The 18,310-nt window shown below is 44.5% G+C and carries 20 protein-coding genes, 1 tRNA gene and 1 rRNA gene; 16 read left to right on the plus strand and 6 right to left on the minus strand.

Going from position 1 to position 18,310, the window contains the following annotated elements; genetic code table 11:
- The 5 genes from rrf to DK430_RS08585 form a co-directional block, all read left to right on the plus strand.
- A 5S ribosomal RNA gene (gene rrf / locus DK430_RS08565) occupies positions 1–101 on the plus strand; the annotation flags it as partial.
- A gap of 254 nt (positions 102–355) precedes the next feature.
- Positions 356–1,282, plus strand: a complete 927-nt coding sequence (locus DK430_RS08570) for an SPFH domain-containing protein (RefSeq protein ID WP_109078651.1) — start codon at positions 356–358, stop codon at positions 1,280–1,282.
- Positions 1,283–1,301: 19 nt separating this feature from the next.
- The gene (locus DK430_RS08575; RefSeq protein ID WP_109078652.1) at positions 1,302–1,748 is read left to right on the plus strand and encodes an NfeD family protein; all 447 of its coding nucleotides are present in this window, start codon (positions 1,302–1,304) and stop codon (positions 1,746–1,748) included.
- 8 nt (positions 1,749–1,756) lie between these two features.
- Positions 1,757–2,368: an NAD(P)H-dependent oxidoreductase gene (locus tag DK430_RS08580; protein ID WP_109078653.1), complete on the plus strand. Its 612-nt coding sequence runs from the start codon at positions 1,757–1,759 to the stop codon at positions 2,366–2,368.
- Positions 2,368–2,931: a TorD/DmsD family molecular chaperone gene (locus tag DK430_RS08585; RefSeq protein WP_109078654.1), complete on the plus strand. Its 564-nt coding sequence runs from the start codon at positions 2,368–2,370 to the stop codon at positions 2,929–2,931. The genes DK430_RS08580 and DK430_RS08585 overlap by 1 nt, the downstream gene beginning before the upstream one ends.
- A 43-nt stretch (positions 2,932–2,974) precedes the next feature.
- On the opposite strand, the gene DK430_RS08590 is transcribed toward DK430_RS08585, so the two are convergent.
- A complete protein-coding gene (locus DK430_RS08590) occupies positions 2,975–3,910 on the minus strand; it encodes a Kdo(2)-lipid IV(A) acyltransferase (RefSeq protein WP_109078655.1) in 936 nt (311 codons plus the stop codon).
- Positions 3,911–4,026: 116 nt separating this feature from the next.
- Between DK430_RS08590 and hldE the strand changes: the two genes are divergently transcribed.
- Complete coding sequence (hldE, locus tag DK430_RS08595; RefSeq protein ID WP_109078656.1) at positions 4,027–5,457, plus strand: bifunctional D-glycero-beta-D-manno-heptose-7-phosphate kinase/D-glycero-beta-D-manno-heptose 1-phosphate adenylyltransferase HldE; 1,431 nt, start codon at positions 4,027–4,029, stop codon at positions 5,455–5,457.
- A gap of 40 nt (positions 5,458–5,497) precedes the next feature.
- Here the strand turns inward: hldE and DK430_RS08600 are convergent, their stop codons facing one another.
- The 4 genes from DK430_RS08600 to DK430_RS08615 form a co-directional block, all read right to left on the minus strand.
- On the minus strand, positions 5,498–5,878 hold the full coding sequence (locus tag DK430_RS08600) for a SufE family protein (protein ID WP_109078657.1): 381 nt from the start codon (positions 5,876–5,878) through the stop codon (positions 5,498–5,500).
- Positions 5,875–7,074, minus strand: coding sequence for an aminotransferase class V-fold PLP-dependent enzyme (locus tag DK430_RS08605; RefSeq protein ID WP_109078658.1), 1,200 nt, complete (start codon positions 7,072–7,074; stop codon positions 5,875–5,877). The genes DK430_RS08600 and DK430_RS08605 overlap by 4 nt, the downstream gene beginning before the upstream one ends.
- A 5-nt stretch (positions 7,075–7,079) precedes the next feature.
- Positions 7,080–7,550 (minus strand): thermonuclease family protein, encoded by a 471-nt coding sequence (locus tag DK430_RS08610; RefSeq protein ID WP_109078659.1) that lies wholly within the window; start codon positions 7,548–7,550, stop codon positions 7,080–7,082.
- A gap of 120 nt (positions 7,551–7,670) precedes the next feature.
- Positions 7,671–7,756: transfer RNA gene (locus DK430_RS08615), tRNA-Leu, on the minus strand.
- 485 nt (positions 7,757–8,241) lie between these two features.
- Between DK430_RS08615 and DK430_RS08620 the strand changes: the two genes are divergently transcribed.
- From DK430_RS08620 to DK430_RS08645, 6 genes are all read left to right on the plus strand, one after another.
- The gene (locus DK430_RS08620) at positions 8,242–9,267 is read left to right on the plus strand and encodes a YeeE/YedE family protein (protein WP_109078660.1); all 1,026 of its coding nucleotides are present in this window, start codon (positions 8,242–8,244) and stop codon (positions 9,265–9,267) included.
- Between the two features lie 18 nt (positions 9,268–9,285).
- Complete coding sequence (locus DK430_RS08625) at positions 9,286–9,507, plus strand: sulfurtransferase TusA family protein (protein WP_109078661.1); 222 nt, start codon at positions 9,286–9,288, stop codon at positions 9,505–9,507.
- A 151-nt stretch (positions 9,508–9,658) separates the two neighbouring features.
- Positions 9,659–10,069, plus strand: coding sequence for a CidA/LrgA family protein (locus DK430_RS08630; RefSeq protein WP_109078662.1), 411 nt, complete (start codon positions 9,659–9,661; stop codon positions 10,067–10,069).
- Positions 10,069–10,761, plus strand: a complete 693-nt coding sequence (locus DK430_RS08635; RefSeq protein WP_109078663.1) for a CidB/LrgB family autolysis modulator — start codon at positions 10,069–10,071, stop codon at positions 10,759–10,761. The genes DK430_RS08630 and DK430_RS08635 overlap by 1 nt, the downstream gene beginning before the upstream one ends.
- Before the next feature lies 1 nt (position 10,762).
- Positions 10,763–12,115, plus strand: a complete 1,353-nt coding sequence (locus tag DK430_RS08640) for an anti-phage deoxyguanosine triphosphatase (protein ID WP_109078664.1) — start codon at positions 10,763–10,765, stop codon at positions 12,113–12,115.
- Positions 12,116–12,166: 51 nt separating this feature from the next.
- Complete coding sequence (locus tag DK430_RS08645; RefSeq protein ID WP_109078665.1) at positions 12,167–14,110, plus strand: ABC transporter ATP-binding protein; 1,944 nt, start codon at positions 12,167–12,169, stop codon at positions 14,108–14,110.
- 139 nt (positions 14,111–14,249) lie between these two features.
- Here DK430_RS08645 and DK430_RS08650 read toward each other — a convergent pair whose 3' ends face one another.
- Positions 14,250–14,924, minus strand: coding sequence for a DUF4145 domain-containing protein (locus DK430_RS08650; RefSeq protein ID WP_109078666.1), 675 nt, complete (start codon positions 14,922–14,924; stop codon positions 14,250–14,252).
- Positions 14,925–15,237: 313 nt separating this feature from the next.
- Between DK430_RS08650 and DK430_RS08655 the strand changes: the two genes are divergently transcribed.
- From DK430_RS08655 to DK430_RS08670, 4 genes are all read left to right on the plus strand, one after another.
- Entirely contained in the window at positions 15,238–15,507 is a 270-nt protein-coding gene (locus tag DK430_RS08655; protein ID WP_109078667.1) for a PTS sugar transporter subunit IIB, read from the plus strand.
- 35 nt (positions 15,508–15,542) lie between these two features.
- Positions 15,543–16,898 (plus strand): PTS ascorbate transporter subunit IIC, encoded by a 1,356-nt coding sequence (gene ulaA, locus DK430_RS08660; protein WP_109078668.1) that lies wholly within the window; start codon positions 15,543–15,545, stop codon positions 16,896–16,898.
- A gap of 10 nt (positions 16,899–16,908) precedes the next feature.
- A complete protein-coding gene (locus DK430_RS08665) occupies positions 16,909–17,733 on the plus strand; it encodes a transketolase (RefSeq protein ID WP_109078669.1) in 825 nt (274 codons plus the stop codon).
- On the plus strand, positions 17,723–18,310 hold a 588-nt coding region (locus tag DK430_RS08670), incomplete at its 3' end, for a transketolase family protein (RefSeq protein ID WP_429696973.1). The genes DK430_RS08665 and DK430_RS08670, both read left to right, overlap by 11 nt.

The following is an 18,310-nucleotide window of genomic DNA, read 5'->3' on the forward strand; positions in this document are numbered from 1 at the left end:
GCGGTGGGCCCACCTGAATCCATACCGAACTCAGAAGTGAAACGCCGTAATGCCGATGGTAGTGTGGGGTATCCCCATGTGAGAGTAGGTCACCGCCAAGCCTAATTGAAAAGCAACCCCTGATGTGGAAACACGTCGGGGGTTTTTGGTTTTTTAGGCATAGGGTTTTTAGATTAAATAAAAGGTATGATAAACAGCGTAAAAATAAGGACAACACGTAAGAAAAAACCGCACTTAAGTGAATAAAAGTGCGGTCCGTTTTTAAGATGTTTTTGAACTGAATTGTTATATACAAACCATACGCTAATTGTTATCCTTTAGCAGATAGTTCTTTAATTGTCCTAAGGAGAAAATTATGTATTTTTTAGATGGCTTACCCATTGCTTCAATTATTTTTATTGTGCTTGTCGGTGTGGTGCTTTATTCCACATTAAAAACCGTGCCGCAAGGCTATAACTGGACGATTGAGCGTTTCGGTCGTTATACCCGCACTTTAATGCCGGGTTTGAATTTTGTTGTTCCCTTTGTTGATCGTGTTGGTCGCAAGATCAATATGATGGAGCAGGTGTTGGACATTCCATCTCAAGAAGTGATTTCAAAGGATAATGCCAATGTTGCGATCGATGCGGTGTGTTTCGTTCAGGTTATTGATGCGCGTAATGCGGCTTATGAAGTGAATCACCTGGAACAAGCTATTATTAATCTTACCATGACAAACATTCGTACGGTTTTAGGTTCTATGGAACTGGACGAAATGTTATCTCAACGTGATTCTATCAACAGTCGTTTATTGTCTATCGTAGATGAGGCAACCAATCCTTGGGGAATTAAAGTTACCCGTATTGAAATCCGCGATGTCCGCCCACCGCATGAATTGATTGCTGCAATGAATGCGCAAATGAAAGCTGAACGGAATAAACGTGCGGATATTTTGGAAGCCGAAGGTGTGCGTCAGGCTGAAATTTTACGTGCGGAAGGTGAAAAACAATCCCGTATTTTGAAAGCGGAGGGTGAACGTCAGGAAGCTTTCTTGCAAGCAGAAGCGCGTGAACGGGCGGCTGAAGCTGAAGCAAAAGCAACACAAATGGTATCCGATGCGATTGCGAATGGTGATACCAAAGCAATTAATTACTTTATCGCACAAAAATACACCGAAGCGCTAAAAGAAATTGGCGGTTCCGATAACAGTAAAGTTGTTTTGATGCCTTTAGAAGCCGGCAATTTAATTGGTTCTATTGCCGGTATCAGCGAGCTGTTAAAATCCGACAAAAAAGTAAATTAATCGAAGAACTGAGGTTGGTATGGAATGGTTGACGGACTGGAATATTTGGCATTGGCTTATTCTTGGTTTTATTCTGCTCATCGCTGAGATTGTCATTCCCGGCGTTTTCCTTTTATGGTGGGGCTTGGCAGCGATTGTGGTTGCGGCAATCATGAAATTTATCCCAACCTTACCCCTTTCTGTATTAGCTGTTATCTATGCGGTTATCGCCATTGTTTTGAGTATTATTTGGTGGCGTTATCAGCATGGTAAAGACCAAATTGATCAAACAAAAACTGTTCTTAATCAACGAGATCATGCGATGATAGGGGCGAGAGGCAAAGTTCTTGAAATGGCGGAAAACGGCATTGGCAGAGGTGCTTTCGGCGATACTACATGGCGTATTAAAGGACACGATTTGACAGCAAATGATATTGTCGAGGTGATCGCAGTGGATAGCATCACATTGAAAGTTAAGAAAATTTAAGGAAGTAAATGAAGCATTTAATTATTTCTGCACATCCCAATCAACAAAGTTTTAATCGCGCTTTAGTGGAACGTATTATTAAAGTATCCCATGAGCTGAATGTGGAAACCATCGTGCGCGATCTTTATACGTTAAATTTTAATCCCGTTTTATCTTGGAACGAATTGAGCGCAGGTGCGGAAGGCATTGTACCGACGGAGATTAAATTTGAGCAAAATCTGATTAAGGAGGCCGATTTGATCACGTTGGTTTATCCCCTTTGGTGGATGGGTTTCCCAGCGATTTTAAAAGGTTATTTAGATCGCGTGCTCAGCTACGGATTCGCCTATAAAACAGGTAATGAGGGTTCCATAGGATTGCTGGGTGATAAGAAAATGCAACATTTTATTACCATGGGAAATAATCTGGAACGTTATCAAAGCCTGAATTTTGATCAAGCGCTACAAACCTGTTTGGTTGACGGTTTGTTTAATTTCTGCGGTATTACCGATATTCAGCACGAGATTTTCGGTGATATGCATTTGTTGGATGAAGTGGATTATCAGAAAATTCTGAGTGGTGCCGCACAAAAAACACAGGAAAATCTGACCGCACTTTTAACGAAAGGCGGAGAAAAATAATGCAAGAAAGCGTCCAATTAAATAATTTTTCTCTGATTAGTCGTTTATTTGGCAATTTGTTTTATCGCCAGCCGACGGATCCTATTTTAGCCGGCGTGTTCGCTTGGTTACAGCAAGGCAATTTATCACAGCTCTGGGCGTTGAATGAAGATAATGACGGCAAAAACGCGTTGGATTCCTTGCAAATGCCCATTGATTTAGCGTTGTTGGATAAGGAATATCAAAAAATTTTGGGTGGAAATGGAAGTGTGGAGACACAAATTTCCGCGTATGACATTTCCGTTGAAGATTTTCATGATTTTCGCCAAATTCGGAATTTACCTGAAGCGGATAACCTTGACCATTTCGCCATGTTGTTGTTAACGGCTTCTTGGCTGGAAGACAATGCAGATTCTGTGAGTGCGCAGCAAGAATTATTTGAACGTTTTTTGTTGCCTTGTGCCGCCAAGTTTTTAGTTAAAATTGAAAAACAGGCAACTTTGCCGTTTTATCGTTCATTGGCGTATTTAACCCGCGAAATTCTTTCTGCAATGGCAGATGAGCTAGAGTCGGAAGCGTTATAAAAATGGCTAAAAATAAAGGTGAGTTTGAGGCTCACCTTTATTTTTAATCTTTATATAAATTGTCGCCTTCATTTGGCTGGGTTTTAAAGCGGCGATGAAGCCACATATATTGTTCAATACCCTTCATAATTTCCTTTTCAATCACCTTATTCATTCTTGTTGCAATCTCGGTTTCGTTATGCAAATCAGAAAAATCCACCGGTGGGGAAATCGTCACCGTATAGCCGGAATGGTCTTTATTTCGAATCGGCGCAAAAGGAATGACTTTACTGGTCGGTGAGGATTTTAACAAATAATAACTTCCGGTCGTCGTTGCCGCATGGGGAACAGCAAAAAATGGCACGAACACGGCGTTTTTTCTGCCGTAATCATGATCCGGCGCGTACCAAATAATATCACCGTTCCGAATGGCTTTAATCATGCCACGTAAATCTTTGCGATCCAGCATGTCTTTGTTGGAACGCAATCTGCCTTGGGTTTGAATCCAATCAAACAACGGATTATCGTTCGGGCGATAAACACCAATCCCGGGCTGGTGAATACCGACGATACGCGCACCCAATTCCAACGTTAAAAAATGGACACCGACAAAAATAATGCCGTCCGCTAAATTCTCTTTTAAGTATTCAATCCCTTCAATTTTTGACCATTTTTTAATGCGACGATCAGACCAAAACCATGCCATACCGGTCTCAATAATCGCCATGCCGGTAGAGCGCAAATTGGCGTGTAAAATCTCGTTTATTTTTTGTTCGGAATAATCGGGAAAACAAAGTTCCAGATTGCGTTTGGCTATTTTAGCCCGCCGTTTGCCTACACCGGTTTTGCTGAATAATCGCCCCAATCCATTGCCGATTTTGCATAAAACGGGATAAGGAAGCAGTAAGATCAAACGAAAAAGACCAAGGGCAAGCCAGAAGCCCCAATGTTTGGGATGGAGAAATTCAATTTTAAAGGTTGGAAGAACAGATTTTGCCATAAGGGATTATAGGATAACTTCAATTGGTTTTAGTTTAGCGGAATTTTTAGGAAATAGCATTTCCCCTGTGGTAATATTAGCGAAATTTTTTATCCTATAATCTAAGAGAAAATCAAATGGCTCAATATTCTGCACAATTTAATCAGGCAAAAGTTTTGGTATTAGGCGATGTGATGTTGGATCGCTATTGGTTCGGTGCAACCAATCGTATTTCGCCGGAAGCACCGGTGCCGGTGGTACGCGTTCAGCAAAATGAAGAACGTGCAGGCGGCGCGGCAAACGTGGCGATGAACATTGCTTCGTTAAACGTGCCGGTGCAACTGCTTGGCTTAACCGGCATGGATGAAGCGGGTTCGGCATTGACGACATTATTACAACAACAAAAAATCGATTGTGACTTCGTGCAATTATCCACGCATCCGACGATTACCAAATTGCGCATTTTGTCCCGCCATCAGCAATTATTACGCCTTGATTTTGAAGAAGATTTCCAAAATGTGACAAGTGCCGATTTGCTGAATAAATTAGAAAGTGCGGTCAAAAATTACGGTGCTTTGATCTTATCCGATTACGGCAAAGGCACCTTAAACGACGTGCAAAAAATGATCCAAATTGCCCGTAATGCGAATGTGCCGGTGTTGATCGACCCGAAAGGTACGGATTTTGAGCGTTATCGCGGCGCGACGTTATTAACGCCGAATATGTCCGAATTTGAAGCGGTGGTTGGAAAATGCAATTCCGAGCAGGACATCATCGGCAAAGGCTTGAAGCTCATTTCAGAGATAAATTTAACCGCACTTTTAGTGACCCGTTCGGAAAAAGGCATGACCTTGTTGCGTCCGAATCAGCCTGTGTATCACTTGCCGACGGAAGCTAAAGAAGTATTTGATGTGACCGGCGCGGGCGATACCGTCATCAGTGTGCTGGCGACGGCGTTGGCTGACGGTCGCAGTTTTGAAGAAGCCTGTTATTTGGCCAATGTTGCCGCCGGCATTGTGGTGGGTAAATTGGGAACATCAACGGTTTCGACCGTCGAATTGGAAAATGCCATTCACGGCAGAACCAGCACAGGCTTTGGTGTGATGACCGAAGCGGAATTAAAAGACGCGGTTCAACTGGCAAAAGATCGCGGCGAGAAAATCGTGATGACCAACGGTTGTTTTGATATTTTGCATCCGGGCCATGTGTCTTATTTGGAAAATGCACGTAAACTTGGTGATCGTTTGATTGTTGCCGTCAATACGGATGAATCGGTAAAACGCTTAAAAGGCGAGGAGCGCCCGATTAATAATCTGGCTTCCCGTATGGCGGTGCTTGCCGGGCTTTCTTCCGTGGATTGGCTGGTGCCATTCGGCGAAGACACGCCGCAGCGTTTAATCGCTGAAGTGTTGCCGGATTTATTGGTCAAAGGCGGCGATTACAAGCCGGAAGATATTGCAGGTAGTAAAGAAGTGTGGGCAAACGGGGGCGATGTGAAAGTGCTGAATTTTGAGAATGGGTTCTCCACTTCAAACGTCATTAGGAAAATTAAGCATTTGGAAAAATAATGCGGACAAAAGAAGAGCGTGGTTTATCCACGCTTTTTCTTTATAGCTTATGCAAAATCCCTTCAATCTGTTTTAAACCGTTCAAGCGGGTAGAGCTCAATCTCTGGGCAATACCTAATTCGCTGAAATAAGCGGTTAAGTCAAATTGATGTAAGGCTTCCGCCGTTTGGTTTTCAATGCGTTGCAACAAAATCCATAGCAAACCGTTCATAATGCGCGCTTCACTATAAGCCTGAAAGCCAAAAGTGCGGTCATTTTTTTCGGTGAATTTAAACCACACCTGCACTTCACAGCCGGGGAGCGTTTCCATTTTTGCCAATTCGTCTTCAGTCGGCACGGGAAGATTTTTTCCTGCCTGAATAATCAAGCGATAGCGATCTTCCCAGTTTTTTGTTGCAATTAATTGCTGTTCAATGTTCATCTTAATAGTTCTAAACTTTTATCTAATGTTGCAAAAAATGCGTCAACTTCCGCTTCTACATTATAAGGGGCAAAAGATAAGCGCAAAGTGGCGGCTTGCCCTAAACGCGCCAAGTAGGGCTGGGCGCAATGTTCACCGACTCGTAGGGCGATATTTTGTTCCGCCAGTAAGGTCGCCAAATCGGACGCGTTAACATCTTCAAAAACGAAGCTGATGACCGAGCTTGGTTGCGGGGAATTAAACAATTTGCATTGTGCATAGCCGCTCAAACGTTGTCGGGTCGTTTCCGCTAAACGCACGGCAGCGGCTTCCATTTCCTCAATATCCCATTGGCTCAACCATGCCAACACCGCATTGAAGCCGATCACCGCTGCAATATTCGGTGTGCCGGCCTCTAAGCGATAAGGCAATTCGGCAAAGGTAATTTGTTGTTTGCTAACCTTGTTGATCATCTTGCCGCCATATTGCAACGGCTGCAGTAAATTCAGCGCGGACAGCTTACCGCTTAACACGCCAAGCCCGGTGGGACCGTAAATTTTATGGGCGGAAAAGGCAATAAAATCTGCGTCCAAATCCGCTAAATCAATTTTAATGTGGCTAATCGCCTGTGCGGCATCCAGCAGCACTAACGCTGTGCTATTAGCGCGAATCAACCGAATCAGCTGTTTCACCGGTTGTTGTGTGCCCGTCACGTTGGACGCAAAATTTAACGCCACCAGTTTGGTACGCGCATTTAAGTTTTTCAATAACGTATCGCTGTCTATCAACCAATCATCGCCAATCGGTAATACATGAATTTTTGCCCCGCTTTTTTCGGCGATTTGATGCCAAGTGACAAAATTCGCGTGATGATCCGCCTCACTGATAATAATTTCATCGCCTGCTTTTAAATGGGGCAATAAGCCATTTGCGACGGTGTTAATCGCCTGCGTGGTGCCCGATGTCCAAATCACCGCATGTTCATCTTCCGCATTAATCAAGCGTTTCACGCGGCTGCGCGCCTGCTCGTAAAGTGCGGTCTGTTTTTCATCATATTGACTGCGATGAACGGAGCCGGCGGACTGATAAAAATCGACAGTGACGTCAATCAAACAGCGAGGTTTCAGTGTGGTTGCCGCGTTATCTAAATAGACGACGGCATCAGCATGGGTGAAATAAGGAAAGTCTTGACGAAATGTGACGGGATCAAAATGCATAGAATTTACCTTCTTTGTTGGCGCCATAAGTGCGGTTCGACGGGGCGGCGATCTTGCCACAAACCACGGCGTTTGGCTCGGGCTCGCCGTTCCGCTTCGGCATAAATAGGATCGTGCGCATACTGTTTGTACGCCCACGCCATGCCCCGTTGTACCATGATTAAATTGATGTTTTGACCTTGCGAATTATACGCCGTAGCTAAGGCGCGATGGTAGCGATCTTCACCGGAAATCTCCAGTTTGATTTGACGCTGATGAATGAGTGACGCCAGCGTTTGACGTGATTTTTTACCGAAAGGTTGATTATGCTCGGGCGCATCAATTTCTGCTAAACGCACTTTGAGTTGTTTATATTTGTCGCTTAAACAGGTGAAACTGTCGCCGTCACCAATCCCCACCACGAGACAGGTCAAGGTTTGCGCTTGAAGCGAGAACGGGAGCAATAATAACAGAATGCAGAAAAATCCTTTTGCCATAATCCATCAGTGCATGAAAAGTGCGGTCATTTTTTTCGGTAAATTTAAAAGGAAGGCTAAATTCAGTTATAAAAAAAGCTGCTTTTTTATAGCAGCTTTTATTCTTCAGAAACTTATCATTGGTGCCTAGGGTCGGACTCGAACCGACACGTTTATTCAACGGCGGATTTTGAATCCGCTGCGTCTACCAATTTCGCCACCCAGGCAACACTGATAAGTTTCGTAAAAACGAGCGGTATTATAAGGGATTGTGTTTCAGTTGCAAGTAAAAACTTTGCAATTTTGTTTAACTGTTTAAAATTCAACAGATCGCGTTTTATTTGAACAACGAATAATTGATTCAAAACAATAATCTTCAGGTTTTAACGTTTCAGCGTTTAACGTGATGTTTTTCCAACTTGTTTTTTGCCTGTAATAGTGCTTTTATATAGCCAATCACAAACTAGTATTAAGGTTTAATCTATGTTGCGTGGTAATCTTTCCACAACAGCTCAAATGCAATTTTGTTGCACTTCTTTTATCCATTCAGATAGTCCGAATCTTAATACGGTTTCTCGTCCAATTCATTTTTTTATATTTTCATTAAAGATTGTTCATGGAGGTGAATTACGCGTTATTTGATTTAGATAACTTGAGGGTTCAATCATTTCGGATTGAAGCGTTAATTTGTGTTTAAGATATGGATATTATTATGATTTTAACAGGATTATTATGCGGCTTTTTGCTGGGTTTTATCATGCAAAGAGGACGCTTTTGCATTACAGGCGCATTTCGCGATATGTATGTAACCAAAAGTAGCAAAATGTTCGTAGCATTTTTGATTGTGATTACTGTGCAGGCAATCGGCGTATTTGCATTGAAAGATGCCGGAGTATTAGCGCCGAAAGTTAAGAATTTTGCCTTCATCGCTACCGTTATCGGCGCGTTTATTTTCGGTGTGGGCATCGTGCTTGCCGGAGGTTGTTCGGCAGGGAGTTTATATCGTGTAGGTGAAGGGCTGTTCGGCAGTTGGGTTGCTCTTGCCACGTATGCCTTATTTAGTGCCGTTATGCGTGCGGGACCATTATCGGGTTTTAATAAAGATTTGCGGGGGATTACGTTGGAGCAAACCACCATTTACGACACCTTAGGCATTTCCCCTTGGACATTGGTTGTGCTGTTAAGTGCGGTCACTTTATTTCTTGTTTTTCGTGCCAAGAAAAATAAACCGAAAACCAAAATTGCCACATTAAAGCCAAAGAAAACCGGTTTGGCGCATATTTTGTTTGAAAAACGTTGGGATCCTTTTGTTACGGCTGTTTTGATGGGCTTAGTCGCCATCTTAGCCTGGGTCACCAGTGTTGCCAGCGGACGTAACGGCGGTTTAGGCATTACCGGTCCTGCCGTGAACTTTTTGCAATTTATGGTCAGTGGTGACGGCAAATTTGTGAACTGGGGAACCATGCTACTTATCGGTGTTCCGCTCGGCGGATTCATTGCTGCGAAATTCAGCAATGAATTTCGTTTTCGCGTGCCCGATTCACGCACCATCTTATTCAGCGCATTAGGCGGTGTTTGCATGGGCATCGGTGCCAGTCTCGCCGGCGGCTGTTCCATCGGCAACGGCTTGGTAGAAACCGCACTATTTTCCTGGCAAGGTTGGGTTGCATTGCCGTTGATGGTTTTCGGCACCTGGTTTGCCGCTTATTTTACTTTGATTCGTCCACAATCCGCTTAGTTTATAAGGAGCATTTTTATGAACGTTGTATTAGACACATTAGGCCATCTTTGTCCGTTTCCTCTGATTGAAGGCAAAAAAGCCATGGCAAAACTTAACAAAGGCGACAGCCTGACAATCAAATTCGACTGTGCTCAAGCCACAGAAAACCTGCCCAATTGGGCGGCGGAAGAAGGTTACGAAGTGAGTGAGTTTGAACAAATCGGCGAAGCCAGTTGGTCAATTACCATTGTGAAATAAATCTTCTGTTAAAAGTGCGGTCGGAAATTTTTTTATTTTTCCGACCGCACTTTCTTTCTCCTTCCCTCCATACTTTTAGATAAAAAATTCCCCTCCCTGAAAAATAAGAGTAGAATTATTTTAAAGTTTAAAAAAAAATTGAGTTTTTACTATGTTTCGGAAGGTTTTTGACTTAGCAAGATCGCTGCTCCTGTTGTATGCCATGCTGTATTTGGGGGAGTTGATTGCCCATTTCATTCCCGTCGGTATCCCGTCCAGTATTTGGGGCTTGTTGTTGCTCTTTATGTGCTTGATTGCACGTATTATCAAAATCGAATGGGTGATGTTTTCTTCCAATCTGTTGATTCGCTACATGGCGTTATTATTCGTGCCGGTCAGCGTCGGCATTATCAAATATTCCGGTTTGCTGATGGATCAAATGAAAGAATTATTGTTACCAAACATCGTCAGTACGTGCGTCACGTTGGTGGTTATCGGGTTATTCTCCGATTATCTGTTTTCCCTGAAATCCTTTAGCCGTTTAAAACGCAAAGTGATTAAGAAAAGAGCGAAGGGGGAGTGATGTCTTATTTAGTTTATCTTTATACCTTGCTGACCATTGGGGCTTTCGCCTTGGCGGTGAAAATTAACAAACGCTGGAAATCTGTCGTTCTGAACAGTTTTGTGCTAACCGTGTTGATTTTAGTGGCGGTGTTGTTGGCATTTAAATTGCCTTACGAAAGTTATATGGAAGGCAATGCGCCGTTGAATAATTTATTAGGTGTGAGCATTGTCGCTTTGGCCATTCCGCTTTATGAACAACTTCACCAGATTCGCAATCACTGGCAAATCATTTTAACGACGACAGTTGTGGCTTCCGTGTTGTCCATGTTAAGTGGCGCGATCTTTGCCTTATTGCTAGGTGCTCAACCTGACATTGTTGCCACCGTCTTACCCAAATCCGTGACGACGCCGATTGCTATGGCGGTGTCCGAAAATTTGGGCGGCATTCCTTCCGTGGCGGCGGTGGGCGTGGTGGTTGCCGGTTTGCAAGGCTCCATTTTCGGCTATTTATTATTAACCAAAATGGGCTTGAAAAATAAAGAAGCCGTCGGTTTATCGGTAGGGGCGGTTTCCCACGCGTTGGGCACGGTAAGCTGTATGGAAAACGATAAGAAAGCCGGCAGTTACAGTTCCATTTCTTTAGTATTGTGCGGTATCATTAGCTCAATTTTGGCACCTCTTGTCTTCAAATTGATCTACACATTGGTATAGCATGAAAAATCAGATTAATCCCCGCTGGCAGCAACGTTTTATTGACGATAAACCTCGGGAAAAAGACCATCGTCCGCCGTTCCGTCGTGATCGCGGGCGCATTCTTCATTCCGCCGCCTTCCGTTGTTTACAGGCAAAAACCCAAATTCATGCGGTGGGTGAAAATGATTTTTATCGCACCCGCCTGACCCATTCCTTGGAAGTCGCACAAATCGGCAGCAGCTTGGTAGCGCAAATGAAATTCATTGAAGCCTTCAATGCCGTGGCGCAGCAGCTTTCTGTAGAAAAAAGCGAATTGCAAAGACAATTGATTCCGTTGTTGCCGTCCAATGATCTTATTGAAAGTTTATGTTTCGCCCATGACATCGGTCATCCGCCTTTCGGACACGGAGGCGAAGTGGCACTCAATTACATGATGCGCAACCACGGCGGTTTTGAAGGCAATGCACAAACCTTTCGTTTGCTGACCAAGCTGGAACCTTACACGCCTAACGCCGGCATGAATTTAACCCGTCGCACCATTCTCGGTATCGTGAAATACCCAACCATTTTGGATGTGTCTTCCGCCCAATACGCGCAGCTTGCCGAGAGCCGACATAGCGATCCCCGTTATGTGAAAATCGCCGATTGGCGACCGGGCAAAGGGCTGTTCCGTGATGACATTTCTATGTTCGATTGGTTGCTGGAACCGCTTTCCGAAAATGACCGTGCTTTATTCGGTTCGCTCCAAAAAGTGCGGTCAAATCCTCAAGAGATTTTAAAAACCCGTTTTAAATCCCTAGATTGCAGCATTATGGAGCTGGCGGACGACATCGCTTACGGCGTGCATGATTTGGAAGATGCCATCGTGGTAGGCGTGGTGAACGTTCAGCAATGGCAGGAGGCCTTGACTGCACTGAAAAGCAGCCAATCGGATTGGATGCGGCAACACATCGTCTCAATCAGCGAAAAACTGTTTTCCGATCAACATTATTTACGCAAAAATGCCATCGGCGCGTTGGTCAATTATTTCATCACCAACGTACGTTGGAAAATTCAACCGGAATTTAGCGATCCGCTGTTGCGTTATAACGCCGAACTGCCGCAGGAAGTGGTGAACGTATTAAACGTATTCAAAAAATTCGTACTGAAATATGTGATCAATAACGTTGAAACCCAGCGCGTAGAATACAAAGGTCAGCGCATTTTGACGGAAATGTTCCAGATTTTTGACTCGGATCCGCAACGCCTACTCCCAACTAACACCGCCAACCGATGGCGCAATGCAGAAGAAAACGGCAAAAAACGTGTGATTTGCGATTACATTGCCGGCATGTCTGACGCCTATGCGCTGAAGGTGTATCAGCAGCTTTAAAAGTGCGGTCGTTTTTTTAGGTATTTTTTCTTTTTTCATAGGACTTTTTTTGTGGCACTTATCAGCTTAACCAACGGATATCTTTCTTTTAGCGACGCGCCTTTATTGGATCATGCGGATTTGCATATCGAACCCAATGAGCGCGTGTGTTTAGTGGGGCGCAACGGCGCAGGCAAATCCACCTTGCTTAAAATTATTGCCGGTGACGTTATCATGGATGACGGCAAAGTGCAGTATGAAAAAGACTTGGTGGTTTCCCGCTTAGAGCAAGATCCGCCGCGTCATGCACAAGGCAATGTGTTCGATTATGTGGCGGAAGGCATTGAGCATTTGGCGGATTTGTTGAAGGAATACCACCACATTTCCGTGCAGTTAGAGCAAGATTACAGCGAGCAAACCTTAAATCAGCTTGCCCAAATTCAAGCCAAACTGGAACACGCCAACGGCTGGCAATTTGAAAATAAAATTAACGAAGTGCTGGCAAAACTGGAGCTTAACCCGAACACCAAACTCGCCGATTTATCCGGCGGCTGGTTGCGCAAAGCCGCTTTGGCGCGCGCGTTGGTGTGTAATCCCGATGTGCTGTTGCTGGATGAACCTACTAACCATTTGGACGTGGATGCTATCGAATGGCTGGAAAATTTCCTCATGGAATTTAGCGGCAGCATCGTCTTTATTTCTCACGACCGTTCTTTCATTCGCAAAATGGCGACCCGCATTGTGGATTTGGATCGCGGCAAATTGGTTTCTTACCCCGGCAACTACGATTTATACCTCACCGCCAAAGAGGAAAACTTGCGGGTGGAAGCCTTGCAAAACGAGTTATTCGACAAACGCTTAGCGCAGGAAGAAGTGTGGATTCGCCAAGGCATCAAAGCCCGTCGCACCCGTAACGAAGGGCGCGTGCGTGCCTTAAAAGCCATGCGTGAAGAGCGTCGCCAACGTCGCGAGGTACTCGGCACGGCAAAATTGCAATTAGATACCTCCAGCCGCTCCGGCAAAATCGTGTTTGAAATGGAAAACGTTAGCTACGACATCGACGGCAAACCGCTTCTTAAAGATTTCAGCACCACCATTTTACGCGGCGACAAAATCGCGTTAGTCGGCCCGAACGGTTGCGGTAAAACCACCTTTATCAAATTGCTGCTCGGCGAAATTCAGCCGACAAGCGGATCCATTCGTTGCGGCACGAAATTAGACATTGCTTATTTTGATCAATACCGCGCCGATCTCGATCCGGAAAAATCCGTGATGGACAACGTTGCCGACGGCAAACAAGACGTGGAAGTCAACGGCGTAAAACGTCATGTATTGGGCTATTTGCAGGATTTTCTGTTCCCGCCGAAACGCGCCATGACGCCGGTCAAAGCCCTCTCCGGCGGCGAACGAAACCGCCTGTTATTGGCAAAACTCTTGTTAAAACCGAATAATTTATTGATTCTCGATGAGCCGACCAACGACTTGGACGTGGAAACCTTGGAATTATTGGAAGAAATCCTCACTGACTATCAAGGCACATTGCTCATCGTCAGCCACGACCGTCAGTTCATCGATAATACCGCCACGGAATGCTACATCTTTGAAGGCGATGGTGTGCTGAACAAATACGTCGGCGGCTTCTTCGACGCCAAACAGCAGCAAGCCAATTATTTCGCCCAAAAAGCGGAGCAGGAGGCGGCGAAACAGAAAAAAGCCGAACCGAAAACAGCAGAAAGTGCGGTGGAAAATAAAAACGTTTCGAGCAAACCGAAAGCCGTCAAACTGTCTTACAAAGAACAGCGCGAACTGGAACAACTCCCGCAACTGCTGGAAGATTTAGAAGGAAAAATCACCGCACTTCAAACGGAAATCGGCGACCCGAATTTCTTCCAACAACCCCATGATGTCACCGATGCCAAGCTAAAAGCCCTGGCTGACGCCGAAGCCGAACTGGAAGCGGCGTTTATGCGTTGGGAGGAATTGGAGGAGAAGAAAAATTTGGCGGAAGGGAAGTAGCCGGTTTTTTGCGTATGAAGTGAAAAAAGTGCGGTGGATTTTCAAGGTGTTTTTAAAACGTTGGAAATTTCGACCGCACTTTTTTGATGATGTGCGTTTCTTAACGCGTACCTAGAAGCAATATTGAATTACCTTTAAATTAACTTTCAACTTTTGGAATCATGTTTGGAAGAGTAAATGTATATTGTAAGAAAAGATTTATAAATAAACGTAGTTCTTCAAGTTCCTCAACTGTAAAGTCATTATAAGCATGTGAAGCTTCAGCACTTAATGTTCTAATATGCATTGCAAAATTTTTCAAATCCAAGGTTAGTTTGCCTTCATCATAAAGCTTTTCTATACGTTTATTTAACCTTGCTCTATCATCGTTTTCAGCTAACTCACACAATGCTCGCTCTAATGTAGCACGGTAAGCATTACCACAAACTTTTGCAAAATATGGCTTAGATTTGACTTGCAGATATAAGTCTTCAGCTGTTTTTAATTCATTCTCAACGTTTTCTGGTAAATGTTTAGGGATATCAGGTTTAAGTTGAGTATCTGGATAAAATTGTATGTGGTAAGGATAGTACTCGGGTAAAGCCTCGGATAAATTAAAAAATTTTTCGGATTCTAATTTTTTTCTAAAAAGAGATACTTCGTAAATTTCATCTATAGATATATCTGTTACGATGCAATTTGAACATGTATTACAAATAGCTAGAATTGAAAAAATAGACTTATCTGAATATTTTTTATTTTCATAATAAGTTTTAACTTCAAAGCCACTTTTTTGGGTTCCACAATGTGGGCAATCGTATCTAAAGGTAATCATTATAAATCTCCAAATTTATCTTTAATTGATGATTATTGTGAATAAAACTTTATAAAAGTCATTGTACAGGTGTGTGGGAATTAATATAAGACTTTTCCTCTAATAGTACAAATCTCAGTATTTATGCTTATCTATGATCCAAGCATGGATACTTAAACCATCAATATTAATTCCTCACCTCACACCTTCAACCCCATCGCCCAAAATGCCACCCCGATCACACTTTTCAAACCTGCACATTGATCGCGTTATTATTCCGTCATAGACTGCCTTTCAATTGCTGAATCAATTAACCTCAAAAAGGAGAAAAACGATGAAAATTATGGCAGTTTGCGGTTCCGGTTTAGGGAGCAGTTTTATGATGGAAATGAATGCCAAAAAGGCGCTGGCTAAATTAGGGATTGATGCCGAGGTGAATCATACGGATCTGGCGTCAGTGACGGTGAATGATGCGGATGTGTTCATTATGGCGAGCGACATTGCCGAGAGCAGTTCTATTCCGGCGGACAAAATCGTCGTGGTGAAAAATATCGTGAGTGTCGGTGAGTTTGAAGAAAAACTGGCGGCGTATTTTAATCGATAATTCTTATTTTAATCGGTAATAAAAGGAGCGTAGTGATGGACTCTATACTTTTCTTTATTTTAGATATTCTGAAAGTGCCTTCCATTCTAGTCGGTCTCATTGCGTTGGTCGGCTTGTTGGTGCAGAAAAAATCCTTCCCTGATGTGGTGAAAGGCACGATTAAAACCATTTTAGGGTTTATCGTGTTGGGCGGCGGTGCCGGCGTGTTGGTCGGTTCCTTGACCCCGTTGGGCGGTATGTTTGAACACGGCTTTAACGTACAGGGGATCATTCCGAATAACGAAGCCATCGTTTCCATGGCGGTGGAAAAATACGGCACGGCGACCGCACTGATTATGGCGTTCGGCATGGTGGCGAACATTTTGGTGGCGCGTTTCACCCGCTTGAAATTCATTTTCTTAACCGGTCATCACACCTTTTATATGGCGTGCATGATTGCGGTGATTTTAACCGTTGCGGGCTTAGAGGGTATGGAATTGATTTTCACCGGATCCTTGGCGCTTGGCTTGGTGATGGCGTTTTTCCCGGCGATTGCGCATTTTTACATGAAGAAAATCACCGGCAGCAATGACGTCGGCTTCGGGCATTTCGGCACCTTGGGCTATGTGCTTTCCGGCGCCATCGGTCAGGCGGTGGGCAAAGGTTCTAAATCCACGGAAGAAATGGATTTGCCGAAGAATTTGAGTTTTCTGCGCGATAGCTCCATTTCCATTTCGCTGACCATGATGGTGATTTATTTCATTCTCGCCATTGCTTCCGGCAGTGAATATGTGACGACGCAATTTAGTAACGGGCAGCATTATTTGGTATATGCGGCGATTCAAGCCATTACTTTCGCGGCGGGCGTGTTCATCATTTTGCAAGGGGTGCGTTTGATTTTGGCGGAAATCGTGCCGGCGTTTACCGGGATTTCTGAAAAACTCGTGCCGGATGCCAAACCTGCACTGGATTGCCCGATCGTCTTCCCGTATGCGCCGAATGCGGTGCTGATCGGTTTCCTTTCCAGTTTCGTGGGCGGGATCGTAGGCCTTGCATTGTTAAATCAATTAAACTGGGTGTTAATTCTGCCGGGTGTCGTACCGCACTTTTTCTGCGGAGCCACCGCTGGCGTGTTCGGTAACGCGACCGGCGGCCGTCGCGGCGCGATTTTAGGTGCATTTGCCCACGGTTTGTTGATTACTTTCTTGCCGGTGTTCTTGTTGCCGGTGTTAGGTTCCCTCGGCTTCGCTAATACCACCTTCTCCGATGCGGACTTCGGCGGCGTCGGCATTCTGTTAGGATATATGGCGAAACATTTCTCCAAAGAGATGATTTTAATCTCTGTAGTGAGTGTTTTCGTGTTACTGGTAGGCTATAACTACATTGCGAAAAAACCGACAACGCAAAAATAAGGTGAACAAGATGAATACTGCAGAACTTCAACGGTTTGCTCAGAAAATTCGTCTTAACACATTAAAATCGCTGGTGCATTTAGGCTTTGGCCACTTCGGTGGCAGCCTTTCCATTGTGGAAATCCTTGCCGTGTTATACGGCAAGGTGATGCGCCTTAAACCGGCAGATCCCCATTGGGAAGAACGCGATTATTTTGTGTTATCCAAAGGTCACGCAGGCCCCGCCCTGTATGCCACTCTCGCCTTAAAAGGCTATTTTCCTCTCGAGCAACTTTTTACCTTAAATTCCGACCGCACTTTTTTGCCAAGTCACCCCGATCGTTTGAAAACGCCGGGTGTGGATGCCACCACGGGATCTTTAGGGCAGGGCATTTCTATCGCGGCGGGTATTGCGCTTTCCCATCAATTACGCGGCAAGCCTAACCGCACTTTTTGCATTGTGGGCGACGGCGAGTTGAACGAAGGGCAATGTTGGGAAGCCTTCCAATTTATTGCTCACCGTAACTTAACCCGCCTTTGCGTCATTGTGGATTACAACAAATTGCAGCTAGACGGCTGCCTGACGGACATCATCAATCCGTTCAGTTTGCAGGAAAAATTTGCCGCCTTTGGTTTTGCGGTGGAAACGGTGAAAGGCGATGACATTGAAGGCTTATGTCATGTGCTTTCATCCGTACCGAGCAAACCGTTGGTCGTGATTTTGGATTCCAAGAAAGGGCAGGGCGTGCCTTATATCGAAAATCTTGCCAATAATCATCATTTACGCCTGAATGAAGAAAGCCGTGCACAAATTCAGTTGGCAATAGACAAATTGGAGGCGGAATATGGCGATTAAGTTGGAACGCGATGCGCTGGAAATGCGCAAAATTTACGCCGCCACCTTGCAGGAATGTATGCAGGAAAATCCGTTGGTGATTGAGCTGGACGCAGATCTCATGAGCTGCATGACCATGGATAAAGTGCAGAAAAATTTGCCGAATCAGGTGATTAACTGCGGCATTATGGAAGCTAATGTCGTAGGCATGGCGGCAGGATTAGCCATTGCCGGGCACATTCCGTTCTTCCATTCCTTCACTGCCTTTGCCAGCCGTCGTTGTTTGGATCAGCTGTTTATGTCGGTAGATTATCAACAGGCGAACGTGAAAGTGATTGCCTCCGACGCAGGTGTCACGGCGGTGTATAACGGCGGCACGCACATGTCTTTTGAAGATATGGGCATTGTACGCGGGCTGGCACACGCTAAAGTGTTGGAAATCACCGACGGCGCCATGATGAAGAATATTGTTCGGCAGTTGGTGGCGTTAAAAGGCTTCTATTGGGTGCGCACCATCCGTAAAAGTGCGGTCAAAATTTACGATGAAAATGACACCTTCACCATCGGCAAAGCCAAAATCCTGCGCGAAGGTAAAGAC

Origin of the sequence: Aggregatibacter kilianii, from assembly GCF_003129965.1 — a bacterium.
Lineage (GTDB): Bacteria > Pseudomonadota > Gammaproteobacteria > Enterobacterales > Pasteurellaceae > Aggregatibacter > Aggregatibacter kilianii_A.